The sequence below is a fragment of the Streptomyces sp. NPDC051064 genome (assembly GCF_044455985.1).
Classification (GTDB): Bacteria; Actinomycetota; Actinomycetes; order Streptomycetales; family Streptomycetaceae; genus Streptomyces.
The window spans coordinates 274,634-301,081 of the sequence record NZ_JBITFK010000011.1 but is presented as its reverse complement, the minus strand read 5'-3'; the positions used below and the strand labels follow the sequence as shown (position 1 = coordinate 301,081).

23 protein-coding genes and 6 pseudogenes are annotated in these 26,448 nt (G+C 69.0%); 15 read left to right on the top strand and 14 right to left on the bottom strand.

Annotated features, from left to right (window positions below; genetic code table 11):
* Both ACIBCU_RS33850 and ACIBCU_RS33845 read left to right on the top strand, forming a co-directional pair.
* Nucleotides 1-569: SDR family oxidoreductase (locus ACIBCU_RS33850; protein ID WP_399236126.1), on the top strand; the 569-nt coding region annotated here is incomplete at its 5' end.
* Nucleotides 570-719: 150 nt separating this feature from the next.
* Nucleotides 720-1,496 carry an SDR family NAD(P)-dependent oxidoreductase gene (locus ACIBCU_RS33845; RefSeq protein ID WP_399236124.1) on the top strand — a complete coding sequence of 259 codons (777 nt, stop codon included), beginning with the start codon at nucleotides 720-722 and terminating at the stop codon, nucleotides 1,494-1,496.
* Between the two features lie 181 nt (nucleotides 1,497-1,677).
* Here the strand turns inward: ACIBCU_RS33845 and ACIBCU_RS33840 are convergent.
* The 3 genes and pseudogenes from ACIBCU_RS33840 to ACIBCU_RS33830 form a co-directional block, all read right to left on the bottom strand.
* A pseudogene (locus ACIBCU_RS33840) lies at nucleotides 1,678-4,671 on the bottom strand (Tn3 family transposase).
* A gap of 127 nt (nucleotides 4,672-4,798) precedes the next feature.
* Nucleotides 4,799-5,310: pseudogene (locus tag ACIBCU_RS33835) on the bottom strand (DUF6192 family protein); the annotation flags it as partial.
* A 672-nt stretch (nucleotides 5,311-5,982) separates the two neighbouring features.
* On the bottom strand, nucleotides 5,983-6,639 hold the full coding sequence (locus ACIBCU_RS33830; protein ID WP_399236122.1) for a recombinase family protein: 657 nt from the start codon (nucleotides 6,637-6,639) through the stop codon (nucleotides 5,983-5,985).
* Nucleotides 6,640-6,688: 49 nt separating this feature from the next.
* On the opposite strand from ACIBCU_RS33830, the gene ACIBCU_RS33825 reads away from it, so the two are divergent.
* The 8 genes and pseudogenes from ACIBCU_RS33825 (at nucleotide 6,689) to ACIBCU_RS33790 (ending at nucleotide 13,180) form a co-directional block, all read left to right on the top strand.
* Nucleotides 6,689-7,162 carry a MarR family transcriptional regulator gene (locus ACIBCU_RS33825; RefSeq protein ID WP_362940459.1) on the top strand — a complete coding sequence of 158 codons (474 nt, stop codon included), beginning with the start codon at nucleotides 6,689-6,691 and terminating at the stop codon, nucleotides 7,160-7,162.
* Nucleotides 7,159-8,040, top strand: a complete 882-nt coding sequence (locus ACIBCU_RS33820; RefSeq protein WP_399236119.1) for an SDR family NAD(P)-dependent oxidoreductase — start codon at nucleotides 7,159-7,161, stop codon at nucleotides 8,038-8,040. The genes ACIBCU_RS33825 and ACIBCU_RS33820 overlap by 4 nt, the downstream gene beginning before the upstream one ends.
* A gap of 428 nt (nucleotides 8,041-8,468) precedes the next feature.
* Nucleotides 8,469-9,269 carry a maleylpyruvate isomerase family mycothiol-dependent enzyme gene (locus ACIBCU_RS33815; protein ID WP_099945707.1) on the top strand — a complete coding sequence of 267 codons (801 nt, stop codon included), beginning with the start codon at nucleotides 8,469-8,471 and terminating at the stop codon, nucleotides 9,267-9,269.
* A 536-nt stretch (nucleotides 9,270-9,805) separates the two neighbouring features.
* Nucleotides 9,806-10,153 (top strand): annotated as a pseudogene (locus ACIBCU_RS33810) (helicase associated domain-containing protein); the annotation flags it as partial.
* A 132-nt stretch (nucleotides 10,154-10,285) separates the two neighbouring features.
* Nucleotides 10,286-10,816 (top strand): AAA family ATPase, encoded by a 531-nt coding sequence (locus ACIBCU_RS33805; protein WP_362940472.1) that lies wholly within the window; start codon nucleotides 10,286-10,288, stop codon nucleotides 10,814-10,816.
* A complete protein-coding gene (locus ACIBCU_RS33800; protein ID WP_362940513.1) occupies nucleotides 10,813-12,078 on the top strand; it encodes an AAA family ATPase in 1,266 nt (421 codons plus the stop codon). The genes ACIBCU_RS33805 and ACIBCU_RS33800 overlap by 4 nt, the downstream gene beginning before the upstream one ends.
* On the top strand, nucleotides 12,011-12,910 hold the full coding sequence (locus tag ACIBCU_RS33795) for a hypothetical protein (protein WP_362940475.1): 900 nt from the start codon (nucleotides 12,011-12,013) through the stop codon (nucleotides 12,908-12,910). Before ACIBCU_RS33800 ends, ACIBCU_RS33795 begins: the two co-directional genes overlap by 68 nt.
* A 12-nt stretch (nucleotides 12,911-12,922) precedes the next feature.
* A complete protein-coding gene (locus ACIBCU_RS33790) occupies nucleotides 12,923-13,180 on the top strand; it encodes a hypothetical protein (protein ID WP_362940478.1) in 258 nt (85 codons plus the stop codon).
* Nucleotides 13,181-13,276: 96 nt separating this feature from the next.
* Here the strand turns inward: ACIBCU_RS33790 and ACIBCU_RS33785 are convergent, their stop codons facing one another.
* Nucleotides 13,277-13,519 (bottom strand): hypothetical protein, encoded by a 243-nt coding sequence (locus ACIBCU_RS33785; protein ID WP_362940480.1) that lies wholly within the window; start codon nucleotides 13,517-13,519, stop codon nucleotides 13,277-13,279.
* A gap of 159 nt (nucleotides 13,520-13,678) precedes the next feature.
* Here ACIBCU_RS33785 and ACIBCU_RS33780 point away from each other — a divergent pair.
* Nucleotides 13,679-14,352, top strand: a pseudogene (locus tag ACIBCU_RS33780) (sensor histidine kinase); the annotation flags it as partial.
* On the top strand, nucleotides 14,349-15,032 hold the full coding sequence (locus ACIBCU_RS33775; RefSeq protein ID WP_399236115.1) for a response regulator: 684 nt from the start codon (nucleotides 14,349-14,351) through the stop codon (nucleotides 15,030-15,032). The pseudogene ACIBCU_RS33780 and the gene ACIBCU_RS33775, both read left to right, overlap by 4 nt.
* Nucleotides 15,033-15,077: 45 nt before the next feature.
* Here ACIBCU_RS33775 and ACIBCU_RS33770 read toward each other — a convergent pair whose 3' ends face one another.
* The 7 genes and pseudogenes from ACIBCU_RS33770 to ACIBCU_RS33740 form a co-directional block, all read right to left on the bottom strand.
* Nucleotides 15,078-16,211, bottom strand: a complete 1,134-nt coding sequence (locus ACIBCU_RS33770; protein WP_399236113.1) for an epoxide hydrolase family protein — start codon at nucleotides 16,209-16,211, stop codon at nucleotides 15,078-15,080.
* An 87-nt stretch (nucleotides 16,212-16,298) separates the two neighbouring features.
* On the bottom strand, nucleotides 16,299-17,075 hold the full coding sequence (locus ACIBCU_RS33765; protein WP_399236157.1) for an NADPH-dependent F420 reductase: 777 nt from the start codon (nucleotides 17,073-17,075) through the stop codon (nucleotides 16,299-16,301).
* Entirely contained in the window at nucleotides 17,072-18,013 is a 942-nt protein-coding gene (locus ACIBCU_RS33760) for an SDR family oxidoreductase (protein ID WP_399236111.1), read from the bottom strand. Before ACIBCU_RS33760 ends, ACIBCU_RS33765 begins: the two co-directional genes overlap by 4 nt.
* 65 nt (nucleotides 18,014-18,078) lie before the next feature.
* Nucleotides 18,079-18,702 (bottom strand): NADPH-dependent F420 reductase, encoded by a 624-nt coding sequence (locus tag ACIBCU_RS33755; RefSeq protein ID WP_399236109.1) that lies wholly within the window; start codon nucleotides 18,700-18,702, stop codon nucleotides 18,079-18,081.
* 92 nt (nucleotides 18,703-18,794) lie between these two features.
* Nucleotides 18,795-19,697 carry a TIGR03619 family F420-dependent LLM class oxidoreductase gene (locus tag ACIBCU_RS33750; protein ID WP_399236107.1) on the bottom strand — a complete coding sequence of 301 codons (903 nt, stop codon included), beginning with the start codon at nucleotides 19,695-19,697 and terminating at the stop codon, nucleotides 18,795-18,797.
* Between the two features lie 142 nt (nucleotides 19,698-19,839).
* Nucleotides 19,840-20,471, bottom strand: a pseudogene (locus tag ACIBCU_RS33745) (NADPH-dependent F420 reductase).
* A gap of 92 nt (nucleotides 20,472-20,563) precedes the next feature.
* Complete coding sequence (locus ACIBCU_RS33740) at nucleotides 20,564-21,298, bottom strand: SDR family oxidoreductase (protein WP_359133221.1); 735 nt, start codon at nucleotides 21,296-21,298, stop codon at nucleotides 20,564-20,566.
* Between the two features lie 159 nt (nucleotides 21,299-21,457).
* Between ACIBCU_RS33740 and ACIBCU_RS33735 the strand changes: the two genes are divergently transcribed.
* Both ACIBCU_RS33735 and ACIBCU_RS33730 read left to right on the top strand, forming a co-directional pair.
* Nucleotides 21,458-22,369 (top strand): LysR substrate-binding domain-containing protein, encoded by a 912-nt coding sequence (locus ACIBCU_RS33735; RefSeq protein ID WP_399236104.1) that lies wholly within the window; start codon nucleotides 21,458-21,460, stop codon nucleotides 22,367-22,369.
* Between the two features lie 208 nt (nucleotides 22,370-22,577).
* Nucleotides 22,578-23,575: pseudogene (locus ACIBCU_RS33730) on the top strand (IS5 family transposase).
* Nucleotides 23,576-23,636: 61 nt separating this feature from the next.
* Here the strand turns inward: ACIBCU_RS33730 and ACIBCU_RS33725 are convergent.
* The 3 genes from ACIBCU_RS33725 to ACIBCU_RS33715 are packed head-to-tail and all read right to left on the bottom strand — an operon-like array spanning nucleotide 23,637 to nucleotide 25,074.
* Complete coding sequence (locus ACIBCU_RS33725) at nucleotides 23,637-23,918, bottom strand: hypothetical protein (protein ID WP_399236102.1); 282 nt, start codon at nucleotides 23,916-23,918, stop codon at nucleotides 23,637-23,639.
* The gene (locus tag ACIBCU_RS33720) at nucleotides 23,903-24,361 is read right to left on the bottom strand and encodes a hypothetical protein (protein ID WP_399236100.1); all 459 of its coding nucleotides are present in this window, start codon (nucleotides 24,359-24,361) and stop codon (nucleotides 23,903-23,905) included. The genes ACIBCU_RS33725 and ACIBCU_RS33720 overlap by 16 nt, the downstream gene beginning before the upstream one ends.
* A 41-nt stretch (nucleotides 24,362-24,402) precedes the next feature.
* Nucleotides 24,403-25,074 carry an SDR family NAD(P)-dependent oxidoreductase gene (locus ACIBCU_RS33715; RefSeq protein WP_362943394.1) on the bottom strand — a complete coding sequence of 224 codons (672 nt, stop codon included), beginning with the start codon at nucleotides 25,072-25,074 and terminating at the stop codon, nucleotides 24,403-24,405.
* Nucleotides 25,075-25,223: 149 nt separating this feature from the next.
* Between ACIBCU_RS33715 and ACIBCU_RS33710 the strand changes: the two genes are divergently transcribed.
* Nucleotides 25,224-25,916, top strand: a complete 693-nt coding sequence (locus ACIBCU_RS33710; RefSeq protein ID WP_399236098.1) for a TetR/AcrR family transcriptional regulator — start codon at nucleotides 25,224-25,226, stop codon at nucleotides 25,914-25,916.
* The last annotated feature ends 532 nt before the right edge of the window (nucleotides 25,917-26,448 follow it).

Genomic DNA, 26,448 nt, shown 5'->3' with positions numbered 1-26,448 from the left:
TCGATGTCTCCTGCGCGCGGGACTGGGACGAAGTGATCACCGTCGTACGCGACCGGTTCGGAACGCTGGACGTGCTCGTGAACCTCGCCGGCATCGTGGACTGGCCAGGTATCGAGGACACGCGGGAAGAGGCTTGGGACCGCGTCATCGACGTGAACCAGAAAGGCACATGGCTCGGCATGAAGGCGGCGATGCCGCTCCTGCGTGCGAGCGGCAACGCGTCGGTGATCAATACGTCGTCGGTACTCGGCCTGGTAGGAAGCGGTGCGGCTGCGGCCTACCAGGCGTCCAAGGGGGCCGTGCGCCTGTTGAGCAAGACCGCCGCGGTCGAGTACGCCCGGCAGGGAGTACGGATCAACTCGGTGCACCCCGGGGTGATCGCCACGCCGATGATCCAGGAACTCCTGGACGACCAGGGCGACCAGCAGCCGGACATCCAACGCACCCCCATGCGCCGAGCCGGCCGCGCCGACGAGATCGCACCCGCGATCCTCTTCCTGGCCTGCGACGACTCCTCGTTCGTCACCGGCTCGGAGCTGGTGGTCGACGGCGGGCTCACCGCGCACTGAACAAACCCAGCCGTACGACGTCCACGACGGCCTGCCGTGAATCCGTCAACGGCGCGGCCCACCCGGTCCGCGCACCGCACCACTGCACAGCACTTCAGACGCCCTGCACCGGCGCCTGCACTCACACTCACCTTCTCCAGGGACCGCACCATGACACCTGCAACCGCATCCGCCGCAACATCCGAATCCACCGAGTTCGCTGGGAAGACCGCCCTCGTCACTGGAGCCGCGCGAGGGGTGGGCCGGGAGACCGTGGCGCTCCTCCACGCCCGCGGCGCCCGGGTCGTCGCCCTCGACCTCCGCCCCGACGTCACGAACCTGGCGGAAGAGTTTCCCGGCGTCGTCGCGACAAACGGTGACATCACCCAGGAGGAGACCGCCCACCGCGCGGTGGCAACGGCCCTGGACGCCTTCGGCGGACTGGACATCCTCGTGAACAATGCCGGGCGCACCCAGAACAAACCCGTCACCGAAACCACGGCCGAGGACTGGGACACCGTGATGGCGGTCAACGCCCGCGGCGCCTTCTTCTGCACCCGCGAGGCGTTCCGGGCCATGAAGAACCGCGGCGGCGGCGCCATCGTCAGCACCGGCTCGTACGCCTCCACCGTCGCCCTGCCCGAAGGCGTCGCCTACAGTGCGTCGAAGGGCGCTCTGGCCCAACTGACCAAGGTGCTCGCCGTCGAGGGCGGCCCGCTGGGCATCCGCGCCAACCTCGTGGCCGCGGGCGTCATCGAGACGGACTTCCTCGACACGATCCGCCCCGACAGCCGCGCCTACCTGGCGTCCTTCGCCGCCGCGCAGCCCCTGGGACGTGTGGCGCAGCCCGAGGAGATCGCCGAGGTCCTGTGCTTCCTCGTCTCGCCCCGCTCCAGTTTCGTCACGGGAGCCGTGGTCGCCGCTGACGGCGGTTTCACCGCAATCTAGCGACGCATCAGACAGCACATATCTGGCGACCACGGCCCGCAGGCCCTGGTCGTCGGCACTTCCACCGGATGATGTAACCGGGAGGTGCCCGAGTCGCGCAGCGGGCGTAGTCAGGCGCCCTAACCGTAGCCGCCGACTCCAGCACACTCCACGACAGGGACCGCCGGCGGACTGTTTTCCGCTATCGCGTCTGCGCAGCCGACCGATGGGCCGTATCCGCCGCTGTGCGGGGGCGGGGCACAGCTGCGGCGGCTGACGCCAGGTCGAGGCGCTTGTCCATGTCAAGGCGGAAGGTGCCGTACGGGTTGACGTTGGACCAGAACAGCGCGGTCAGGCCGCGCCGGTCCTCGTCGGTCAGCTTCTTCGCCCACGCCGGTTCGGCCAGGACCTGCTGCACCAGCAGGGTGTTGACGTGCACGAGCGCGGACTGGAGCAGGTGCAGGGCGAGCATCGACGTCTCGGCGTGCTCCTTGTCCGGGCCGGTCAGGGCGCCGTCCTTGCCGTAGTGGAGCACGGTGTTCGCGCTGTTCCAGTTCTCCACGACCTGGAGCCCACCATGGATCTCGCGGCGCAGGCCGGGGCTGGCGAGATAGTCGCAAGCGAAGACCGTACGCACGGCCCGGCCGAGTTCTTCGAGAGCCTGGTAGGTGGGGTGCTTGGGGCCACCCCGGGTGAAGCGCCGCAGCACCTGTTCCGCCTCAGCGGTGCCGAGCCGGAGCGCGGTCGCGTACTTCACCATCTGGTCGTACTGCTGCTCGATCAGCTCCCAGAGGATCGGCCGCGTCAGCGAAGCACCGAGCGCTGGCCAGCCGGGCGGGGTGTCGTCCGGGCGGTACAGGCGGATGCTGCCGATGTTCTTCAGCCTCGGCAGCAGACGGAAGTTGAGCAGTTCGGTGAAGGCAAACCCGACCACGCTCGCGCCGTGGGTGTCGACGTAGTTCGACTCGATCTCGGCGTCCGTGCAGTGCCGCAGCAGGCCCTCGATCATCGCCGCGACCTCGGACGACGAACAGGACTTGAGCTGGGAGTAGATACAGACGTTCTTCCGCTCGACGTGCCAGTAGATCATCACGCCGTTGCCGCCGTAGCGGGCGTGGTACTCGGTCATGAAGTTCGAGGACCAGGACCCGAACTTCTTCGAGTCCGACGCGCACGCGGTGCCGCGGCCCCACCATGCGGTGTCGCGGGCGGCGAAGGTGGCGTTCACCAGTCTGGTGACGGCGGCCCGCAGGTTGTCGACGGTGATGAAGTGCCGCCGCACGTGCCGCAGCGCTGCCTCGCTCTCACCGTGCTCGCCGGTCGCCACGATCGCCCGGATGCCCATGTTGGTACCGAGTGCGAAGAGGGCCAGCAGGAGGCGGCGCTGGAGGACGTCACGCTCGATGCGTTCGTACGCGGCGACCGAGGAGAACTGGTCGGTGAAGCCGGTGAGGAAGTCGGCGTTCTTCAGCACGTCCAGGAGGTCGAGGACGCCCCAGCGGCGCGCGACCTCCTCCTTGAGGGCCGCCAGGCCAGTGGGCTCGGCCAGCGGCTCCAGCTTCGGCACGGTGATCCACGGCTCGCCCTTGCGGGTGGTGACCTTCACCCCGCCCGCGCTGCCGTCCGCGAGCGCGCCGGACAGCTGGTCCAGGCCCACGGTCATGCGTTTCTTCAGGTCCGCGATGAACACCCGCGGGTTCAGCGGCTGGCGGATCGCTGCGTAGTGCACGGCGCGGGTCGCCTCGAAGTCGCCGGGCAGGTCGTCCTCCGGGTTTCGCCAGCGCGCGGCGCCCTCGACGTAGATCTCCCGGCGGCGGACCGCGTCCCGCAGCGCGACCAGGACGCACAGCTCGTAGGGGATGCGCTCGACCTTGCCCTTGTCGTCGACGACCGCCTCGCGCCAGTCCTTGCGCACCACGCCGTCCATCGGCACGTCGTCGCCGGCGTCGTAGAAGCGGGTCTTGCCGTCGACGTCGGCGTACTTCTTCAGCAGCTTCATCGCGTCCATCACCGGCCGGTACGCGGTGTTGTTGCACTTGAAGCCCAGAGTGTTCAGCAGCGGCGGCAACATCTGCCGGTAGTACGAGCTGTACGAGGAGCGGAGCGTGGTGCGGACCTTGGCCTTGAAGACCTTTTCATTCGCCTTCGCCTCGGCCACCAGCTCGCGCAGCGTCTTCTCCCCGACCACCGGGAACAGGGCCCGGCGTACGACCTCGTCAGGCTTGTCGACGGCCGCCGTCGCCAGCTTGAAGAGGATGCCCTCCTTGCCGCGGACCTTCTTCAACTCGGCGGTGAGCTGCTTCTCCACCCGCCGCTCGGCCCGTGCGTTGATCTTGTGGACCAGGGCGACCAGCAGCTCGACCAGAGCGTCGGTGATCTCCGCCTGACGAGACGAGCACAGCGCCGCGAGCAGGGTGATCCGTACGTCCTCCGCTGTGTCACGGAAGTCCGAGGGGTACATCTTGATCGCCCGTGCCCGCCAGGCGGCCACCACCTTCTCCGAGCAGTCCGTGAACAGCCCGTCGGGAAGCCCGAGCTTGCGCACGTCGTTGAGCTTGGTGATCTCCGTCAGCAGGGAGTCCAGGCCGACTGCCCCCGGGTCGCGCTTGAGCGCGGCCAGCAGCGCGGTACCCGCCTCGTTGTCCTCAGCCACCAAGGACAGCAGCCGGGCCGTGCCGGCCTCACCGAGGCGGCCGATCGTGCGGGCGCAGAACGTCTTCTCCCACTTGCCGCGCGCGGCGACGAGGACCTTCTCGACCCGGGTGCGGCCCGGCGGCTCGATCTTCCGGGCCCGGCACTCGACCAGCAGAGCCTCGCGCTGCCGGTCCTCCACCAGCTCGACCGGGCAGACCTCCACGGCCAGCCACTCGGCCAGCGCCTTCTCGTCCGCGACCGTCGACGGCCGGAATCCCAGGGCCTCGCGGATCTGCTTGCGGTGGTACTCGGCGGTCCGGCCGACCAGCGTGTACTTCGTGAAGTCAGTGGCCGGGACCTTCACCAGATCGGCGACCTAGTCCACCGCGGTCGGCGGGACCTCTTCCAGCACATCGGGGAAGCGGCCTTCCAGCTCGAAGAACTTCAGCAAGAGGCTGAAGCCGAGCCGGGTCGTCCCGCTCTTGTTCGCCACCAGGTCCCACTCGCCGTCTACCAGCGTCCAGTTCGCCAACAGCTCCTCTGGCGACCACTCTTGCCGCATGCCCGCCCCTTTGGCCTCGATCACTCGATCAAGACCAACGACGACGCCCAGGACGGGGAAACGGGGATCGTCTGGCTCTACCCGCGACCTACTTTGCGGCTGGTGTCTGAGCTAGGACTCCAAGGCCGAATTCGGTGGTCACCGACGCGGCGACCTCCTCGTCGCGGGCCAGATGGTGGATCGCGGTGATCTTCTCCTGCGGTGTCTCCGGGTTGTCGACCGTCCAGCCCACCCGCCGCTTGGCCTCGTCCGGCGACCACCGCGTCTTGCCTGCCGGCGGGTTCTTGATCGCGGAGAACCGCTCTTCCTCGTTCTCGATCTGCCCCAGAATGCGGTGAACTGTGAACGAGACAGCCGCTGTCGACGCTCCTTCGGCCAGCGCGACGCGATCCACCTGGAGTTCTTCACCGTGTTGAACGTCAAGCCGATGTCCTCGGCCAGGCGGATCATGGACTCCCTCACCGTCCATTCCGCATCCGCGATGCCGCCGCGGGGCCTGACCGGCTCGATCTCCAGAGCTCGATCACCGATCGTGAACTGGCCCTGGGTCTGCTGTTCGACGACTTGCCGCAGCTCGACCACGATCTGCTCGTAGCGGGACTGGCTTACATTTCCGACGTTGTCGATCTCCTCGGGCATGGCGTTCTCACCATCCATGCGGGCCAGGGCACGGAGCTGACGTCCGTGACGTGAACACGACCCGCTCAACTCCGAGAGTCAGACCATAAAAGTGCTGATCACAATGAACGACCGCAAATGACCGGTTGATGACCGAAGTTGGGCTCAGGCTGCGTTCGCGATGCGGTCACTGTGACCGTTCGCCGAACGCTTCCTTCCGGCGCCGCCAGGCCCTCACCTTGCACCGGCCCGAGCAGAACAGAGCCGTCGACCTCCGGTCGATGCCGGCCACCCACCGGGCCCCGCACTCGGGACACTCGGCCTCACCGACCCCGCTCTGCACGGCCACCAGGCGCTTGCGCAACTGCCGGTCCGTACGCCACTGCCTGGCACGACACGCTGAGGAACAGAACAAGGCGTCAGGCCGGGCCCCCGGCCTCAGCCGTTCGCCACACGCCCGACAGTTCCTCTCCCCGGCCCGCCCGGTGCCCTTGGACACCACGCCAGCGTAGAGCCCAAGGCTACTCAGAACCGGGCGATCAGAAACAGGCTCTCAGATGTTCTAGTGGAGGACAGAGCTTTCCGTCTGTACCAGGCGGCGTGGAATGAGGTCGAGCACGGCGTGCCGGGCGTAGACTTGCTCTCCCGGCCGCTTGTCCGGTCGCCAGAGCCGTTGACCCGAACCGCGATCCTTCAAGAGCTGTCCTTGCCGCTCGCGAAGCCGCAGCGACGGCAGATGGATGGGCTCGGCCAGTTCCTGCACCGGGCCTTCTCATGCTCGGCGAGCGCCCGGTAGATGCTGGAGAGGCTGGGGCTCTGTCCCTTGCGGCGGCCGGTGGGGATGAGCAGGTCGGGCTGGATGTCCTCGACGGTCTCGCCGTTCACGCGGCGGCGGAGCACGGTGTGCAGCATGTCGTCGGTGATGACCGAGGGCCGGCCGCCGTGGTTGCCCTTGCGGGCCGCAGTGCCGAGTCCTTCGAGAGTGGCCTTGCGGATGCTCTCTCGCTCGGTCTCGGCCATCGCGGCGAAGAACCCGAACAGGAGGCGTCCGGGACCGCTGGGGTCGTACATCCCCTGCAGAGGCCCGGCGAGCATCTCCAGTACCAGGCCGTGGGCGGTGAGGTGGTCGGCCAGGGCTGTCAGCTCTGCGGCGTCCCGCCCGAGACGCTTCATCTCGTACACCGTAAAGATCACCCGACAGTGCGGTGCGTGGGCCTTGATCTCCCGGGCGGCGGCGAGGGCTGCCTCAAACTGAGGGCGGACCCGCACCCGGGTGCTGATCTTCTCCGAGAGGATCTTGTCCCGGGGGATGTCACGGGTGGGCCGGTCCGCCACGCTGGAGGGCTCCACGCAGTACATGGATTTTCCAATGATTGGATTATCCATGTACTGTGTGGTCATGGATGTTCGGCAGCTGACCGAAGAGCTTCACGACTACCTGTTCGCAATCCGCACGCAGGTGCATACCGAGCTCAAGGAGCTGGCCCGGGAAGCGGGGCTGACTGACACTCAGACCGATGCACTGTGGAGGCTGAGTCGTGGGCGGGAGATGACCGCGCGCCGTCTGGCCGACCTCTTGCAGTGCGACGCCTCAACCGCCACGTCGATGATTGACCGGCTGGAGAAGCGCGGCCTGGTCCGCCGCGTGCCCCACCCCACCGACCGCCGCGCGAAAGTCATCCAGCTCACCCCCGAGGGATGCGCGCTGCGCGATCGCGTCATCCAGCACACCACCGAGCACTCCCCCTTCGCCCGCCTCGACCACGAGAGCAGGCTGCGCCTGCACACGCTTCTCCGCGAAGTGATCGACGGCCCCCGCCCGACAGGTGAGGCCGCCAGCGTCAAGGACACCGTGAAAAAGGAGCAGCAATGAGCAGCGGGACCACGGTCATCACGGGCGGAGCCTCGGGCCTCGGCCTGGTGACGGCACGCCACCTGATCAAGGCCGGCCAGAGCGTCGTCCTCATCGGCCGGGACGAGACGCGCACCCGGGCCGCCGCCGACAGCCTGCGCGGCCTGGCCCCTGCGGGCAGTGACGCGGCACCGCCGAGGACGTACACCGCTGACCTGGAACAGTGGTCGCAGGTACAGGCACTGGCAGCGAAACTGGCCGCCGACAGACACCCGGTGGACGTCCTCATCAACAACGCAGGAGCGGCTTTTCCCCGATACGAGCAGACGCCGGACGGCGCGGAACGCACCTACGCGCTCAATCACCACGCCCCGTTCCTACTCACCCACGCCCTCCTGGCCGAAGGAGTGCTCACGCCCGAAGCGCGGATCATCAACATGTCCTCGTTCGTGGAAAAGCGCGGCAAGCTCGATGCCACCGATCCGGATGTCGCGGGAACATCGTGGAGCAAGCGCTTCTACAACCAGATCAACGTCTATGCGACGAGCAAACTCGTCAGTCTCCTGGCTGCGCGAGAACTCGCACACCGCCTGCCTGACGGCATGAGCCTTTACAACGCCAATCCCGGCATGGTCAAGGGCACCGGGATGAACAGCAACGCCGGCGGTCTGATGCGGCTGACCGCACCGCTGTTCCGTCCGTTCGCCATCACCCCGGACGAAGGTGTGCAGACCCCAGTCTGGCTCGCCAGCGCCTCGCCCGCACCGCGCCCCAGCGGCGGATTCTTCAGCGAGTCCCAGCCGGACACCCCTTCGCGCCTGGCCCTGAACGACGCTCTCGCCCGGACCGTCTACACCAAAACCGCAGCCCTCCTCAGGGTGGAACCCCTCACGAGGTAGGACCGGCCCGGAGCCCGGGAATCACGCCGGGGCTGGGGCTGCCTCGTCCTGCGGGGTACGCGGGCCGGGCACCGTGGCCCGAGGAAGGCGACGAAGTCCGGCAGCAGCCAGGCCGCTTCGGCCATCTTGTGCCCGAGCGACCGGCGCAGCCGCAGGTAGTCGTCCAGGGCATGCCGCAGTTCGGTCATGCCGCCTCCGTTCCGGGCCAGGGCCGGGCGACCGCGCGGAGCGCGGTGAAGTCGACCTTCGCGTAGAGCGCGGTCGTGGCCAGGTCCTGGTGGCGAAGGACCTGGCTGATCGCCATGTCCTCGCAGCAGTGCGCAGCTTGTCACCCGAGCGGTGGGAGGCGAGGACGTCCGCAATGGCCAACCGGCGGCGACTGTGAAAATCGCTGTCCGATCACCGGAGCACGGTGATAGACATCCGGCGTGGAAGAGAATCTTGAGTTCCCCGACCTGTTGCGACTGATCGATGAACGGTCGACCGCCTTCCGCGCCGTGGTCGCCGCCGCGCCCGGTCTCGACGCACAGGTGCCGACCTGCCCTGGGTGGACGCTGTTCGATCTGGTGAAGCACCTGGGCGGGGGAGACCGCTTCTGGGCCGCCATCGTCGGCGCGGGGCCCGCCGACGCACCCCCGGCCGAGGCCGTCGCCGCGCGCGCCGCACTGGAAGTGCCGCAGGAGCGTGAGGCCCTGCTGGCCTGGCTGGACGCGTCGACGCAGCTTCTGCTGGGCGCCCTGCGCGCGGCGGGACCGGAGAGCGGTTGCTGGACGTGGTGGCCCGCGTCGCAGTCACCGCAGACCGCCGGCGGCACCGCCCGGCACCGGGTCCAGGAGACCGCGGTGCACACCTACGACGCCCAGCTCGCCGGGGGCGCCCCGCAGCCGCTGCCGGTCGAGCTGGCACTCGACGGTGTGGAGGAGTTCCTGTTCACCGTTTGCGCAACGCCGAGTGCCTGGCCGCACAAGCCCACGGCCTTCGACTTCCACGCCGCCGAGGGCCGCTCCTGGCGCCTCACCGTCGACGGCGACGGCGCACGCACCACCCGCATCCCCGCGCCCACCGCCGCGACCGGCGAGGACTCGGACGCAGCCGGCGCCTCCGTCCACGGCACGGCCAGTGAGCTGGTCCTCTACCTGTACGACCGGATCCAGGCCGACTCCTTGCACGTTGACGGAGACGCAGGGCTGCTCGACCTGCTCCGCGCCTGGGAGCCGGAGGAGAAGTAGGACGTAGCGGGGGCGGTTGGCCGCGCCTCGAGCCGGTAGGACACGATTCTTCGCCAGGTTCGTCAGTCGCGACACCGGGCTCGAACCCGCGAGGCGGCCTCGGGGCGTCACCAAGCCGACCGTCTACCCGGAGGGCAGTGCGAATTTGTCCGTCCCAGCGATCACGAGAAGCGACGCGACTGCCGTCGTCCCGATCTCGTCGAGAAGTCAGTCGATCGGGTGACTGCGGCGGCTGCCGTGCATGAGAGCAGGGCCTCTTGGTAGCTCGAAGGGTGTCGAAGTCAACGTGCGGTCCAGGAGGCCCTGTTGTCGCATTTCTACGGCTACGCGGGAGTGGGGTCGACTTCGGCCACTCTCGCGTGTGACTGTCTGGCTCACAGGTTCGGGAACGCCAGAGACCACGGGGCGCGCGAGCGTCGGTATCCCACCCGACATGTCGGACGCCGAGTGGGCGGTGGTCCGGCCACTGCTGCCGGTGCCGGGCTGGCTGCGGGGCCGGGGCGGGCAACCGGAGGCCTATTTGCCACCGCGCGAGCACCTGGGCGCAGCTGTCGAGCGAGCAGCAGGAACGGCTGTCCAAGCTCGGGGTACAGCCCGCAGAGGCACCGTCTCCCGCCCCGGCGGCCACCCGTGCGGCGAAGGGCCCGAGCAAGGCGCAGCAGGCGTTCCAGCGGGGACTCGCGGCCCTCGCGCAGTGGGTGGAAAGGGAAGGCGCCCACCGGCCTGTACCGCGCAGCCACGCTGAGGAGATCGTGGTCGATTGCGAGACAGAGCCGGTGATCGTGAAGCTGGGCGTATGGATCTCCAACACCAAATCGAGGCGCAACAAGCTCACCCAGGAGCAGCAGGCCGCACTACGGAAACTCGGCATGCAGGGGGCGTGACCGACACCCGTCTACCCGGCCACCGCATCAGGGCCCGCCTCTTAATCACTACCACCGTTCACAAGAACTGCTGAAACAGCGGACAGACCACGTCATACAGCGCCTACGATCGCCTGATCACTGTTGCTCTAGGTGACAGGTCAGGGGCGGGGGCGAGCGGTGTACGTGGCCGAGGTGCTGGTGGAGCGGTTCCGGTCGTGCGAGCAGGTACAGATTCCGCTGAGGCCGGAAGTGACGGTGTTGGTCGGGGAGAACAACGCGGGCAAGTCGTCCGTGATCGATGCGCTCCGGCTGCTCACGGACCCCCTGGACGGGCGGCGCGTACGGTATTTCGAGGAGTCCGATGTCCTCACCACCGCGACCGCGCAGGGCGGCCCCAGCCTGCAGCTGGACGTGGCCGGCATCGGCCCGCAGGAAAGCGGCGCGTATCTGGAGGCGCTGCTGCCCCAGGGAGCTCCTGACAGCCGTACCGCCCGGTGGCAGGTGTGCTGGACGCCGCCACAAACGGGCGGGCGGCGTGGAAGCACCGTCTGGGCGCAGGGCGCGGGCCTTCCGGTCACGGGGGCCCTCCGGCGCGGGGCGGTGTGCGGCATGTCTATCTTCCAGCGCTGCGCGATGCCGAGCGGGAGCTCGCCTCGGCGGGCGGAGATCGGGTGCGGATGATCCTTCGCGGGCTGTTGGGCGATGACGAGCAGGTCGATACCTTCGTGGAGCGGATCGGCACCGAGCTCAAGAAGGTGGCTGCGGACCCGGACGTGGTCAAGGTCAGCGAGGAGATCAACGAGCCGCTGCGAGACCTGACGGTCGGTGCGCATCCCCAGGCGAGTGAACTGACCCTGGCCGAACCGACATTCGCGTCGATCGCTCGGTCGCTGCGCATGCTGCTGGGTGATGCCTCCGCCGAGCCGTTTCCGTTGTCGGCCTCGGGGCTGGGTTACGCCAACACCCTGTTCATCGCCACGGTGATAGCCGAGCTGGACGCGGCGGCGGAGGCGGATCTGACCGTGCTGCTGGTCGAGGAGCCCGAGGCGCACCTGCATCCACAGCTGCAGACCCTGCTGCTGCGTTACCTGCAGCGGCGGGCGCGCGCCTCGCGCCGGCAGCCATCGGGGGATCCGGCTGAGCCGGCCGGGCATCTGCAAGTGGTGGTCACCACCCACTCCCCCATCCTGTCGGCCGCGGCGAGCGTTCGGGACCTGGTGGTCATGGCGCGCTGCCCGGGTGAGTTGTCGGACGGCTGGCAGGCACGGCCTTTCCCCATTCCCCGGCTGCAGTTGAGCCCGGACCGGGTGCGGCACCTGGACCGCTACCTCGATGCCACCAAGAGTGCCCTGCTGTTCGCCTCACGGGCGATCCTCGTGGAAGGTATTTCCGAGCTTCTGCTGCTGCCGGCTCTGGCCGAGCGGGTCCTAGCCGCAGACGAGAACGCCGATGCACCGGCAAAGCGGGAGGCGTTCGAGGCGGTGGAACGGTTCTTCGGCACCACCCGGGTAATCGTGGACGGAGTAGGGTTCGAGGTCTATCTGCGGGTGCTGCTGGCACCCGTTGACGGCATCTGTCTGGGCCGGCGGGTTGCCTTGATCACCGACACGGACGTGGCGCCCAATCAGCCGGAACCGCCCCGGCTGCAGTCGCTGCGGAAGCTGCCGCGTGGCCGGCATTCTCCTGGCGAGCTGCACCTGGCCGCGGTACCGAGGACGCTGGAGCCTGCCTTGTGGTCGGAGAACAACATCACCGCCTTGCGGACGGCGTTCCTGCGCTGCGCGCCGCACTCGCAGGACCGTTGGGAGCAAGTCGTAGAGGCGATGGATCCCGCCCTGGCGTTCGGGGAGTTGTTCGTCCCAAAGAATGATGCGCATGTCACACGAATCAATCCACGAGCACCTGCTGATATCGGCCCGAAAGTGGGCGCGCACGGCTGTTGACGCGTACCTGGAGGAGCCCATCGACCAGGACTTCGCCGTGCATCACATGGCGGTCGCGGTGGAGCACGCGTCCAAGGCGTATCTGGCGTCCATCGCTCCCGTGCTTCTCGCGTCGGAGAAGCAGCCGAGCGTGGACGACCTCCTGGTCCTGAGCGGGAACGAAGACAAGACGAAGAAGGGCCGCGCCGGGCTGAAGACCATCGGCGGCGAGGGAGCCATCCTCAGGGCAGCCCAGCTCCTCGGACCCGAGCACAAGGCGCCCGCCAAGCTCAAGGAACTGCGGGAGTCCCGCAACGGCATCACCCACATGGGGTGGGGCCAGCCTGTGACCGAGTGCCGCGAACTCCTAGCCGCCGGTATCGAACACATCAACGCGCTACTGAAGCCCCTGTCGACCGAGCCCGCCGGCTTCTGGGGCACGCACCTCGAAGCCTGCACCGCGCTGGTGGCTCAGGCCACCAGCGAGATGGAGCTCCGGTACCAGGCGAAACTCCGGCAGGCCCATGAGCAGTTCGCCAAGACCACCCGGCGCCTGTCCGAAGAGGAGATCACCGAACTCGTCAGCAGTCTGTCCGCTCTGCCGACTGCCGCTCCGTGGCCGCTGGCCGTGCCCGCAGAATGCCCCGCTTGCGGTCACGCCGGCTTCGCCAGCGGCCGGGACAAGTCAGGGGACTACGGGGACATCTGGTTCCTGCCCCGGCACTTCGGCTGCCGCCTGTGCGGGCTCACACTCACGAGGGAGGAACTCGATCTCGCTGGAATCAAGGCCCAGGTACTCAACGACGAAGAAGAACCCGACCCTGACTGGGAGCCCGACTTCGAGACGTACTGAGGGCTCAGGCCAATGTCCCCCGCTGGCCGTGCCCCATCCGTCGAGGAAATCGGACAACGCGCGGCGCTGCTGTTCCTCGCGGGCGATCTGATCCGCGAAGACGCCGCGGTCGATGTACGGGTCGACGGCGGCGAGGACCAGGCGGAGTTCGTCCGGCTCGAACGCTTCGACTTCCCACTGCACGGGGTGTTCGATGTCGAAACCGTGGCGGCGCGCGAAGGCCAGCCTTCTCGGGTCGCCGCGCTTGCCCTCGTCGCGGGCAGCTCGTAGTCGTGGACGCCCTGGTCGGCCCTTCACCGTGAGCCGCGATCCAGTTCCTGATCACCCGCAGAATCTGGACCTGCCGATCGGTCGGAGCGTCGGCGCTCACGCCGCCCTCGCTGCGCGACAGTCGCCGCGGTCCTGACAGCGCAGCTCGGTCCGGTCCGCCAGCCTGCCCGGCGGTCGGGTGTCCCAAAAGGGATGCCACCAGATGCGGGCGGACAGGAGAAGCATGCGGCGGCGCAAGGCGGTGTTGCCGCGCTGGCGGGGCGCTGCGAGGGCGTCGTACGTGGCGTTGAGGTCACGCTGAGCCTGGACCAGGTCGGCGGGGAAGGTGGGGACATCCATCCCTGCATTAGAGCGTATGTTCGATTTTCTTGTCACGTCGGGGCACGCGCGACTAAAGAGGGTCCCGGCCTGTCCCCCCGTGCGAGCCACCTGCGAGTGTCCACCGTGCGGTGACGACTTCAGGTGGGCGGATCCATAGCGTTCGGGGTGGCCTGCGGCGCTCCCGCCACGGCTTCTCACGAAGTCGCCGAGGAGACCCGCTCCACGGAACGCACGCGGATCGCCCGCGAGCTGCACGACGTCGTGACGCACCATGTGACGGCGATGGTCGTGGAGACGGAGGCTGCCCGGTACCTGACAGGCTCCCCGATCGTCTCGACGAGACGCTGAATGCGGTCACCGACACGGGCCGGCGGGCGATCGGCGACCCCCGGAACCTCCTGGACCTGCTCGACCCGGACCACGACGGCGCGGCCCGGGCACCGTTCCTCCGGGACCTGCACACGCTCGTCGAGCAGACCCGTCAGGCCGGGCAGCCGATAGAGCTCACCGAGGAGGGCACGCCGTCGGAATCCGCCGGGAGCGCCGAGCTGGTCGCCCACCCGGTGGTGCAGGAGGCCCTGACGAACGCCCTCAAGCACGCACACGGCAGCCCGACGGCGGTCGGCGTGCGCTACGACGAGCGGGAGATCACCGTGGAGATCAGCACTGCCGGGACCGGACCTGAGCAGGCCCGCGCCGTCGCCCGCCCGCGCTCGCCCGGCGGGAGCGGTCGGGGGCTCATCGGACTGCGGGAACGGGTGGACGCCCTGGGTGGCGAGTTCGCCGCGGACCGCGGGGCCGGCGGCGGATTCGTCGTCCTGGCGCGCATCCCCACCGGGAGCCGGTCATGAGTGCGCCGATCCGGGTCCTGATCTGCGACGACCAGGCGCTGATCCGCACCGGGTTCGCGACGATCACCGACGCCCAGCCCGACCTCGAGGTGGTCGGCGAGTGCGAGGACGGGCGGGCCGCCGTCGACCTCGCTGGGCCACTGAACCCGGACATCGTGGTGATGGACGTCCGGATGCCGGTGCTCGACGGCATCGAGGCGACTCGCCTGCTCGCCGGCGCCGGGGTGGCGCGCCCCGTCAAGGTGCTCGTGGTGACGACGTTCAACCTCGACGAGTACGTCTACGAGGCGCTGCACGCGGGGGCCAGCGGGTTCCTGCTCAAGGACGCCCCGGCGGCGCAGCTCCTGAACGGCATCCGCACGGTCGCGACCGGGGAGGCGCTGCTGGCGCCCGAGGTGACCCGGCGGCTCGTCGGCCGGTACGCGGCGCGGATCCGCCCCGCCGAGAGCGCGGCTGCCGACACCGGGCTGACGCCGCGCGAGCTCGAGGTGCTGCGCCTGATCGCCAACGGCCTGTCGAACGGTGAGATCGCCGCAACGCTGGTGATCAGCCCGGAGACCGTCAAGACGTACGTGTCGCGCATCCTGACCAAGCTCGGCCTGCGGGACCTTGTGCAGGCGGTGGTCCACGCCTACCGCAGCGCTAGGCGGTGGTCCACGCCTACCGCAGCGCTCTGGTGACCTGAGGGGTGGCCGGCCCGCTCCTGGACTGCTGCCGGGTCGGTCTCAGCGCAGTTGGCGGAAGAACTCGGTGATGTCGTCGGCGAGCAGTCCGGGCTCTTCGTGGGCGGCGAAGTGTCCGCCGCGCGGCATCGGCGTGTACCGGGTGATGTTGTAGGTGCGTTCGGCCCAGGAGCGCGGGGGCCGGGTGAGGTCGGCGGGGAAGACGGCGACGGCGGTGGGTACTTCGACCTTCTCGACGCGCCGGGTCAGGCCGTGGGCGTACTCGTAGTAGGGCCGGAACGACGTCGAGATCGTGCCGGTGAACCAGTACAAGGACGCCTGGGTGAGGACGAAGTCGTCGGTGAACCGGGACGACAGGTCGCCGCCCGAGTCGCTCCAGGCGCGGTACTTCTCCACGATCCAGGCCAACAGGCCGGTCGGAGAGTCGGACAGCGCGTGGGCCAGGGTGAGCGGCCGGGTGTTCTGCTGATGCTGGTAACCGCCCTCCTCCGCGCTCCAGTTGGCGACCTGGTCGAGGTAGGCCTGTTCGTCCAGGGTGAGGCCGGCGGCGTCGTACTCCTGGGGCGCGGCGACGGCGAGCAGGTGGATGCCGGCCAGCGACTCCGGGTAGGCCTCACCCAGACGCGAGGTGATCCCCGCGCCCAGGTCCCCGCCGTGGGCGGCGTACCGGTCGAAGCCGAGCTCGTCCCGCATGAGCCGGTGCCAGATCTGGTGGGTCTGGAGCGTCGGCGGGAGGTCCGGGCGTTGCGGCGAGAACGCGTAGCCGGGCAGCGAGGGGACGACGACCGTGAACGCGTCGGACGCGTCGCCGCCGTGCTTCGACGGCTCCGCGAGACGCCGGGCGAGGTCGGTGAGCTCCAGGAAGGTGCTGGGCCAGCCGTGGGTCAGCACGATCGGCAGGGCGCCCGGTCGCTCGCCGTCGAACCGGAGGTAATGGACGGGCGTGCCGCCGATGACGGCCGTGTGGTGCGGCAGGGCGTTGATCCGCGCCTCGTGGGTGCGCCAGTCATAGCCTGTGGCCCAGTACTCGGCCAGGCGGCGCACCTCAGTGGTGTCGGCGCCCGCTTCCCAGCCATCGACGGGCCACCGGGTGGGCCACTGGGTGGCGCGCAGCCGCGCGCGCAGGTCTTCGAGTTCCGCATCGGTCACAGCGATCAGCGGCGGGTGGTCGGTCATGTGCCTCTCCTGGTCGTGCTCACGTGCTGGTCGTGCGACAGCGCCTGGACCTGGTCGACGCCGTCGCCGACCCGCGCAGACCTGCGGTCACCGCGTGGCGGTGGCCAGTGCCGCGCGGATGACGTCGTCGCCGGCGGGCCGGCCCTTCTCGTTCGAGTACGGCCCATAAGGGCTGCCCCACACCGGTGTGCCCGTCGCCTGCCGCCAGCTGTCGGCCAGCGGTCCCGCGTCCACCACGCCGTACCCGATGGAGTCGATGAAGTCGGTGACCGCCGCCTTCGCCGGCGCCGAGTCCGCGGCGATCGGCAGGTATGACCGGTCGGCCGCCCCCGCCGGGCGGGCGAGTGAAAGCAGGTGCTTGAAGTAGATGGTGTTGAACGCCTTCACGAGTCCGGCGTCCGGGACGTAGCGCAGCAGCAGTTCGCTCGAGGTGAGCGACCCACTGTCGAGCTCGGGGATGTGCCCGTCACGCTCGGGGCCGTAGTTGCACGTGTCGATGACCGTCTTTCCCACCAGTGGTGCGGCGGGAAGGTCGGGGAAGGCGGTGACCGGCACCGTGACCACGACGATGTCACCGGCCGCCGCGGCTTCCTCGCTCGTCGCCGCGGAGGCCCCCGGACCCAGTCTCGCGACCGTGTCCGCGAGCGTCCTGGGACCGCGCGAGTTGCTGAGCACGACCTGATGTCCGGCCTCGACGGCAAGCCGCGCGATGGTGCTGCCGATGGATCCGCTTCCGATGAATCCCACAGTCGTCATGTTCTCGGCGTCCTTCCGGAAGAGCCTTGTCCTTGTACGAGCCTCGTCGTAAGAGCCTCGTTCTTGCCATGCGCCGGACTCGTCGCGACCCGGGCCCCCTGCTGTCAGCCGGCGGGGAAGTAGTGGCCGTTGTCCAGATCGGCGAGGAGGCGGGGCTGAGCCGACTCCCAGCCGAGGGTCCGGCGGGTGATGAGGTTGGACGTCGGGTAGCTCTGCGTGACGACGTTCGTAAGGAACCCGAAGTGTGCCGGCAGGATCAGCTCGTCCAGGGGAACGCTCACGGCGGGCAGGCCCAGGCGGCTGCCGATGGCCTCGGCGATCTCGCGGAACGGGATGCCCCCGTCCTCGACCGCGTGCCAGTAGCTGCCGGCCGGGCCCTTCTCCAGCGCCAGACGGAACAGGGAGGCGGCATCGCGGGCGTGCACGGCGTTCCACCGGTTCGCGCCGTCTCCGGGGTAGCCGGCGAAGCCCTTCTCCTTCGCGAGCGCGATCAGCATGGGAAGAAAGCCACGATCGGTCGTGCTGTGCATGATGTTGGCGATCCGCACGACCGAGGACCGTACCTTCTGCTCGGCGAGTCCGATGACGGCGGACTCCACGACATTACGGGCCCGCAGGGTGCCCTTGTGCTCGTCGCCGACGAGCAGGGCCGGGTCTTCCTCGGTACCCGGCCGGCCCAGGTACGTCCCGGTCCCGGGCGAGCCGATGCTCCCCGCCGCGACCAGCGGCTTACCGGTCCCCGCGAGGGCCTCGCCGTACGCGAGCATGACCGGGAGCTCCGCGGCGGCCACGGCGGCCATCCCGCCGGACGGAAGCAGGTCCTGCCGGTGCGCGACGTGGATGACGCCGTCGGAGTCCGCGGCCGCTTCCTTGAGCCCGTCGAGGTCCTGGAGGTCGCCGCGGCGTATCTTCGCGCCGAGCGCGGACAGTGCCGCGGCGGCCGTGTCCGACCGGACGAGGCCGGTGACCTCGTGTCCTGCGGCGATGAGTTCGGGGATGATGTACGAACCGGAATGGCCGGTCCCGCCAGTGACGAAGACACGCAAGGTACTGCTCCTTGTCAGTGATGTGGTGCGCGAAGTGGTGGTGCGGGGTGGTGGTGCGGGTGTGCTCAGCCGCGGAGGTCGACGCCGAGGGCGACGTCGAAGGTCCCCGCGCCGTTCCGGGCCAGGCCCATCAGCAGCGGCCCGATCCCTTCCAGCCAACGGGCCATCTCCAGGCCGCCGACGTCGAGGGGACGCAGTCCGAGGCTCGCGATGAACGCCGACACGTCGGCCTTGGCCCGTGCGTCATCTCCGGCGAAGAGCACGTCCAACGGACGCTCCTGGACCAGGACATGGCCGAACACTGCGTTGAACGCCTTCACGACGTGCGCGCTCGCCGGGGCCGCCTTGGCGATCTCCTGCGCACCGGACGTGCCCTCGGGAGTGACCACTCCGGTGGCGTCGGCGTCGAACGTGTTGGAGATGTCGATGATGACCTTGCCGGCCAAGGCATCCCCGTACTGGGCGACGACCGGCACGGCGCTGGTGTAGGGCACGGCGAGGACAACGATGTCGCCCACAGGGACGGCCCCGAAGGTCCCCACCGTGGCCCCGGCGCCGAGCTCGGCGGCCAGGCCCTTGGCCTTGGCGGCGTCGCGGCCGATCAGCTCGACGGAGTTACCGCCCGCTACCGCACGTGAGGCGATGGCGTGGGTCATGCCCCCCAGACCGATGAAGCTGATGCTGCTCATGGTGAGACTCTCTTCCTCTGGTCCGAATCGAACGGCTTGCCCGCCCGTCGTTGCTTCGGTGGTCGTTTCTTCGGTGGTCGTTTCTTCGGTGGTCACAGCCGGCCGGTACGCTCGATCACCTGGCCGGCGAAGTCGAGCAGCTGGTCAAGGCCGGCGAACATCGTGAAGGCATCGAAGTACGCCTCATCGACACCGGATTCGGCGTACCGCTTCAGTTGGTCCGCGACCGAGTCGACGGACGTGCCCGGCTCGAGGTTGATCCGCATGGCCGTCTTGAGCGCGTCGGGATCGCGGCCGGCCTCCTCCGCCGCTCGACGCGCGATCGACCACAGGCGGCCTGCGCCCTCGTCCTGACTACTGACCGACGCGGCGGGCGCCGGCCCTTCGACCCCGAGCCAGCCGACCCCGCTGCGGCCGACCCGGCGCATCGCGGCCTCACTGGCACCACCGATCCAGATGGGCGGCCCGCCCGCCTGGACCGGACGGAGGTCGGCGTGGACCGGTGGCATCGTGAAGAACTCGCTGTCCCAGGACACGGGACTGGTAGTCCACCACGCCCGCAGGAATGCCAGCATGTCATCGAGTATCTTGCCGCGCCGGCTCCAGTCCGCGCTGCGGGCGACGTCGTACTCCTGCTTCATCCACCCCACCCCCACACCAACGCCGAGGCGGCCGCCGCTGAGCACGTCGAGCGTGGTCAACTGCCGGGCCAGGTGCGGCGGCTCGTAGTAGAACGTGCTGAGCGTGCTGGTGTTCAGGCGTACCCGGTCGGTCGCCGCCGCAGCGACGGTCAACAGCAGCATCGGATCGAAGGAGCGGGCCATCTGTGGCCCCCGGTCCAGATAGCCGTTGCCCAGATCAACCGGCGTGACCAGGCGATCGCCGACCCACAGGGTGTCGTAGCCGAGGTCCTCGAGTCCGCGGACGAAAGCGCTCAGGGCGGGGGCGTCGCTGACCGCGGGCCCGACAAGGGGAATCACGAAACCGAGCTGCATTGCGTTGCGCCTCCTCGGGCGAACTCTTTCGCCACTATTGACATCTGGCATCTGACATCTGGCATCGACGAGTCGGTGGTTCCGTCAATTAGCCGGAGCGCACGGCGCCCTATTTGCCGACTGTTTGGTCAGCCCCGGAGGGTCAGCCCGTAAACTCGTTGACGCCCAGGGCGAAGTTCCCGTGGCCGATTCCGTTGCCGGCGAGGCCTACCGGCCTACCGTGAGCACGCCCGCTCCTTCGAGCCAGTGCGCCATCTTCAGGCCGCCGACGTCCAGCGGGCGCAGTCCGAGGCTCTCGATGAATGCCGCGACGTCCGCCTTGGCCTGCGGGTCGTCACCGGCGAAGAAGACGTCGGGCCGGCCGTTCTCCAGAACGCCACGGAAGATGGTGTTGAAGGCCTTGAACACGTGGGCGTCGGCCGGGGCCACCTTGGCGACTTCCTGCGCGATCGAGGTCTCCTCGCTGTGGGCCAGGCCATCGCCCGTGGTGTTGAAGGGGTTGCTGATATCGACGATGGTCTTGCCCGCGAGGGCGTCCCCGTACTGGGCGACGGTCGGAACGACCCCGTCGTACAACATGGCCGTGATGACGATGTCCCCGGCCGGGACGGCGCCCCACTCACCCGCCGTCGTGCCGCCGCCCAGAGTCTTGGCCAGGCCCTCGGCCTTGGACTGATCGCGTGCCATGATCTCGACGGTGTTGCCGCCCGCTACCGCGAGCGCGCCGATCGTGCGGGCCATGTTCCCCGCACCGATGAAGGTGATGCTGCTCATGAGCTGTGCTCTCTTCCTGTTCTCGGGGGCGCCTGTTCTCGAGGCGCCGCTCTGTCGCGTTCGTGCGTGCTCCGATCTCGTTCGTGCGTGGTTCAGATAGCGGTGGTGCCGCCGTCGGCGACCAGCTCCAGACCATTGACGTAGCTGGAGTCGTCGGAGGCCAGGAACAGGGCGATCGTGGCGATCTCCTCGGGGCGGCCCATCTTTCCGCGGGGGATCAGGGACTCGAAGGCAGTCCTGGTCGCCTCGTCGAACAGCTCTTCCTGCTTGGCCGTGCCGACCTGGCCCGGGGTCAGGACGTTCACCCGGATCTTGCGGTCGCGGAGCTCGTTGAGCCAGACACGGGCAAAGGCCTGCTGGACCGCCTTGCTTCCCGCGTAGAGGCTCCAGCCGGGGAAGGCGCCGAGGGAGGCGTTGGATCCGGTCATCAAGATCGACCCGTGGTCGTTGAGCAGTGGTAGTGCCTTCTGCACGGTGAACAGGGTGCCGCGGGCGTTGAGCGAGAAGGAGCGGTGGAACTGTTCCTCGGTGATCTCGCCGAGCATGGCGGGCTCGCCCATCCCGGCACTGGCCCACAGCACATCGATCGAGCCCTTCTCCCGCTTGACGGTGTCGTACAAGCGGTCCAGGTCGTCCAGGTCGGACGCGTCACCCTGGACGGCGGTGACGTTGCGCCCGATCAGTTCGACGGCCTCGTCCAGTGCTTCCTGCCGCCGGGCCTGGATGAAGACATGCGCTCCTTCCTCGACGAAAAGCTTGGCCCCGGCCAGTGCCAATCCGGTGGATCCGCCGGTAATTACTGCTACCTTGCCATCGAGCTTTCCCACGATCACTCCATTGAATTGATGAGTAGCAATTACCGATCCCGAATTCTTGTACCGAATTCTCTCGGCCCCATGAACGATGCCATCGGCCTGAGCGGGTGTCCAAGACCCGTTTCGACCGTGGTGATAACCTCAAGGCATTGCCGGACCGGGAGGGGCCCCATGGATCTGGATCTCCGCAAGTTGCGCTACTTCGTCGCCGTCGCCGACAGACTGCACTTCGGCCGCGCCGCCGAGGACCTGCACATCGCGCAGCCGGCGCTCAGTCGGCAGATCCGCGCGCTGGAACAGGACCTCGGCGCCCCCCTGTTCACCAGAGACAGCCACGGCGTCACGCTGACGGACGCGGGCCGACAACTCCTGGACGACGCCGGCCCGTTGCTCGCCTCCGCGCAAGCAGTCAGGCGCCGGGTGACCGCGGCTGCCCGTGGCGGCCAGCGGCTGGTGGTCGGTTTTCGGGCTGGGATCCCGGTCATCCCCGCGGCGCGAGAGTTCGGTGGCCGCCATCCGGACGTGGTCGTGGACGTGCAGCGCATGGAATGGGACGACCAGGTCCCTATGCTGCTTGACGGCCGCGTCGACATCGGCTATGTGCGGCTGCCCATCGACGAGACCGGCCTGCGCCTGATGCCGCTCTACACCGAGCCGCTCATGGTGGCGCTGCCCGCGGGCCACCGGCTGGCCGGCAAGGAGGAGGTCACCGAGGCGGACCTGGCCGGTGAGCCGCTGATCTGGCATGCCGACCCGAGCACGCAGCCCACCAGGCGTCCGCACCCCGACTCCGGGCTCCGGGTGCGCGGGGTGGAGGAGAAGCTCGAGCACGTCGCGGCCGGCCGTGGCATCTCGTTCGTGGGGCGCTCGGAGACCGTGTTCTACTCACGGCCGGACATCAGGTACGTGCCCGTCCTGGACCTGGCGCCCGACCAGGTGTTCGTCGCGATGGCAGCGTCGCGCACCTCGCCGCTGGCCGACGACTTCTTCGCCGCGGCTCAGGCGACGGCTGGGATCACGGCAGAATGCGGGAACTATGAGATGTGGCAGCTGGTGACCGACGCCGCTGCACAGCGCGGTTGAGCAGTTCGGCTGACAACAGCCGAACCCGGCCTCCAGTACGCGTATGCCCTGTGGCGCGCTGATCGACGGAGTGGTTCGTTCCCGATCATGGCGGTGTTCACCGCCGCCGACCATCCGCCGCGGGCCCGATTAGGGCCTGTTCTGAGTTGAGATCACGGGATCGGTCATTCCCGCTTCAGGAGGGTGCTGGCTGCGGTAGACCGGTCGCGTGACTCGTGGTGACCTGACCGATGCCGAGTGGGAGTTGATCGAGCCGCACCTGCCGCTGGGGGCGTTCGGACCGATTCCTGACCTGCGCAGCTACTTCAACGCGGTGATGTGGCGGTTCCGTACCGGCAGCCCCTGGCGGGATGTGCCGGAGAGCTACGGCTCCTGGTCGACGATCTATGACCGGTTCCGGACGTGGGCACGTGACGAAGTCTTCCAGACCCTCATGGAAGCGATGATCGCCGAGGCGGCGGCCCGCGACGACGTCGATCTCAGCCTGGTCAGCGTGGAGTCGACCGTTGCCCGCGCGCATCACCACGCGGCGGGCATGGTCGTCGCCCCGGAGCTCCTTGAGGACTTGGAGAAGGCCGCGGCGGAAGAAAAGGGGCTGCAGCAAAGGGGCAAAACGACCCCGTAGGCGAGGGGTCCGCGAACAGGGAGGATCCCGAGCGGGAACAGCGCCGCGCCGTGCACCGACGCCGCAGGGCCCGACTACGGGCCGCCGAACTGGGCCGCTCCCGGGGCGGGCTCACCAGCAAGGTCCACCTCGCCGTCGAGCGGCGCTGCCGCCCGCTGTCCATCATCCTCACCCCCGGGCAGGCCGCGGACAGCCCGCGCTTCATCCCGGTCCTCAAGAAGATCAAGGTGCGCGGTCCCCTCGGCCGCCCCAGGACCCGGCCGGACGCAGCGGCCGGCGACAAGGCGTACTCCTCCCGTGCCAACCGCGCCCACCTGCGCAGACGCAACATCAAGGCGGTGATCCCGGAAAAGACCGACCAGGCCGCCAACCGCAAGAAGAAGGGACGCTCCGGCGGCCGCCCCGTCAGCCATGACGCCACACTGTACAAAGATCGCAACACAGTCGAGCGCGCCATCAACAAGTTCAAGGAATGGCGGGGGCTGGCCACCCGCTATGACAAGACACCCGAGAGCTACGCCGCAGGACTCCACCTGCGCGGGTCCATCCTCTGGTTACGCAGCCTTCCAGCCCTCCCGTGACCTCAACTCAGAGCTTGGCCCTAGCCGGAGTGCGAGCCGCGGGTCCGGCGCAGCCGGCGAGTCACCGGATCAACTCGGATCGCACTGCCGCGAAAGCCTCGTCCAGATGGTCGGCCAGCGGCCCACGGCGTTCCAGGCTGCTCCAGATCTCGATGGCCAGGGGCAGTGTGCCGACTCCGGCCATGGCGACCAGCCGGAGTGCCTGCTGCCGTTCAGGGTCCGGCCAGCGTTCGGCCAGGGCCTCGGTGATGATCCGCTCCTGGCGCTCATGGTGGGAGTGCTTGCGGGCGAGAAGGGTCTCCGTCGACCGCATCAGCCGGTCGAGTGCTACCGGCCCGGCCACTCGGGCTCCATCCGGAAGCAGACCAAGCGGGTTTTCGCGGCGGCCGTGCGTAGCTCGCCGCCGGTGGGCTGCCGGCCGCCTGGGAGGCCGAGCATCAGCCCCTTGGCGGCCTTGGGCCCTTTGCGCCGGCCGAACTCACCCAGCAGGGCGGCGACTTCCTCAGGGTCCTCGACGACCGTCGGGACGGCGCCGTGGTCCTGGCCCCGGATGCGCAGCCGGACAGCGGACCCTTCGCGCATGCTGGGGATCCAGCCGAGCTGGGAGGACATGGCGAGCACCGTGCCGGGATCCCAGTCGAAGTAGCCGATGGGGACCGTGAATTCGCGACCCGTCCTGTGCCCCTTGTACGTGAGCAGCATCAGGCGCCCGCTCAGCGGCTTGTGGAAGCGGGAGGCGAGCAGCGGCCGTACGACCTTGTTGGCGGCTCGGAAGAACTTAACCAAGGGTGGCCTGGTCGCGTTCGCCGCGGGCGTGCCGGAGGTGCTCACCAGATGCCGCCGGGGACGGTGTGGACGATCTCGGCCTGGTCGCGCTTGGTGTACGCGTCCCAGTAGTGCTCGGCGATGGTCTCGGGCTCGGTGCCGGGACCGCTGCCGATGAACACCCCGATCGCCACGTGCGCGGCGTGCACCCCGTGCTCGGCGAGGTCGACGCCCAGGGCCATGGCGTAGTTGCGCAGGGCCGCCGCCGCGACGCCGACGCTGCCGAACGCGCCGCCGATCGGCCGGACCGAGGAGGCGCCCGTGGAGAACAGCAGCGTGCCACTGCCGCGTTCGAGCATGGCGGGCAGCACCTGACGGACCGCGGCAACCGCTCCGTACAGGTAGTAGTCGAGCTGCTTGTGGAGGTCCTGCGCCGTGGCGTCGACAGCGGCGGCGCCGGCGAAAGTGGGGTCGGCGGGCGAGTACTCCAGTACGTCGACGGCCCCGAACCGGTCGGCGACCGCGGCGAGCGCCGACTGCAGCGAGTCGGGACGCGTCACGTCCGCGGCGAAGCCTGCGGCCTCGATGCCCTCCTCGGCGAGCCGCGCGGCGAGCGCGTCGAGCTTGTCCTGGGTCCGGGAGACCAGGGCGACCTGGAAACCCTCCCTTCCGAAGCGGCGGGCGATGGACAGGCCCAGACCGGGGCCTGCCCCGATGACGGCGATGACGGGCATGGGTGATGCTCCTGTGGTCGGACGGCCTGAATGGATGAGGCGCACCTCCCGCCCCGACAGCGGTCAGGACTGAAAGTCGAGGGGAGCCTCATGTTCTTGGATCGTAGCAGCGAATATGAGGCACCCCTCCGGTTGGTAGGCTGAGGGACATGGCCATCGACCCTCCGTCCGCCTCCGCCGGGAACCCGGCCCCTGTCCGCCCCCTGCGGCGCGACGCGCAGCGCAATCGCGAGGCCCTGCTCACCGCGGCCCGCTCCTGCTTCGCCGAGCAGGGCTTGGAGGCACCCCTGGAGCAGGTGGCCAAGCGGGCCGGGGTGGCCATCGGCACGCTGTACCGGCACTTCCCCACCCGGCTGGACCTGGTGCAGGCAACCTTCGCCGAGAAGCTGGCCGTCTGGCGGGAGGCCGCCGAGAAGGCCGTCACCATGGATGACGCCTGGGCGGGGCTGTGCCACTTCCTGGAGACCATGTGCGAACTCCAGTCACAGGACCGGGGGTTCAACGACCTGGCCTCCATACGGTTGCCGGAGAGCGCCTGCCTGGCGGGCGCCCAGACCCGCATCCGCGAACTCGGTGTACACATCGTCGAGCGTGCGCAGGAGCAGGGCAGCCTGCGTCCCGACCTCACCCCCGAGGACCTTGCCTTCGTCATCTGGTCGCACAGCCGCGTCACCGAGGCCACCCACGCCATCGCCCCGGACGCCTGGCGCCGCCACCTTTACCTTCTGCTCGACGGCTTCCGAACCGACCGCGCCCACCCGCTGCCGGCGCCGCCGCTCACCGAGGAGCAGCTGTACCGCGCCATGATCAGCCTCGGCGGAAACGGGGCCAGCGGCGCCTGACCGTCAAGACGCGCGTTGTCCCAAGGCGCCGAGGGGAGCCCCTTCCCGGCGACCAGGCCGAGCCGGTACGCCTCCATCCCCGCGACGCGGAGTTCGCGGAGGCGTTTGGTGACCTCCGTGTGCACCGGCGACACGGCGTGCGTCTCGAAGGCCGCCTCAGGGCTGGCCACCCGCTACGACAAGACACCCGAGAGCTATGCCGCAGGACTCCACCTGCGCGGGTCCATCCTCTGGTTACGCAGCCTTCCAGCCCTCCCGTGACCTCAATTCAGAACAGGCCCTAGGTGGCCGTGAGCTGTCGACCACCCCGGAATGAGCGGGCCGGGGGCCGGCTCGAGGCGGGGGACGCCGACCGGGGCTGGTAATTCCCTGTGCACCGCGACCCGGCGACCGGCGCGGTCCTGACGGAGGTCCGGTCACCCTCGTGCGCCGGCGGTGCCTGCCGACCGCCCCGAGGTCCGGCCGCAGTCCTCGTCGGCATGCCACCCGTCCCGCTCGTCACACGCCTTCTCCCAGCAGGCAGGAACGTGCC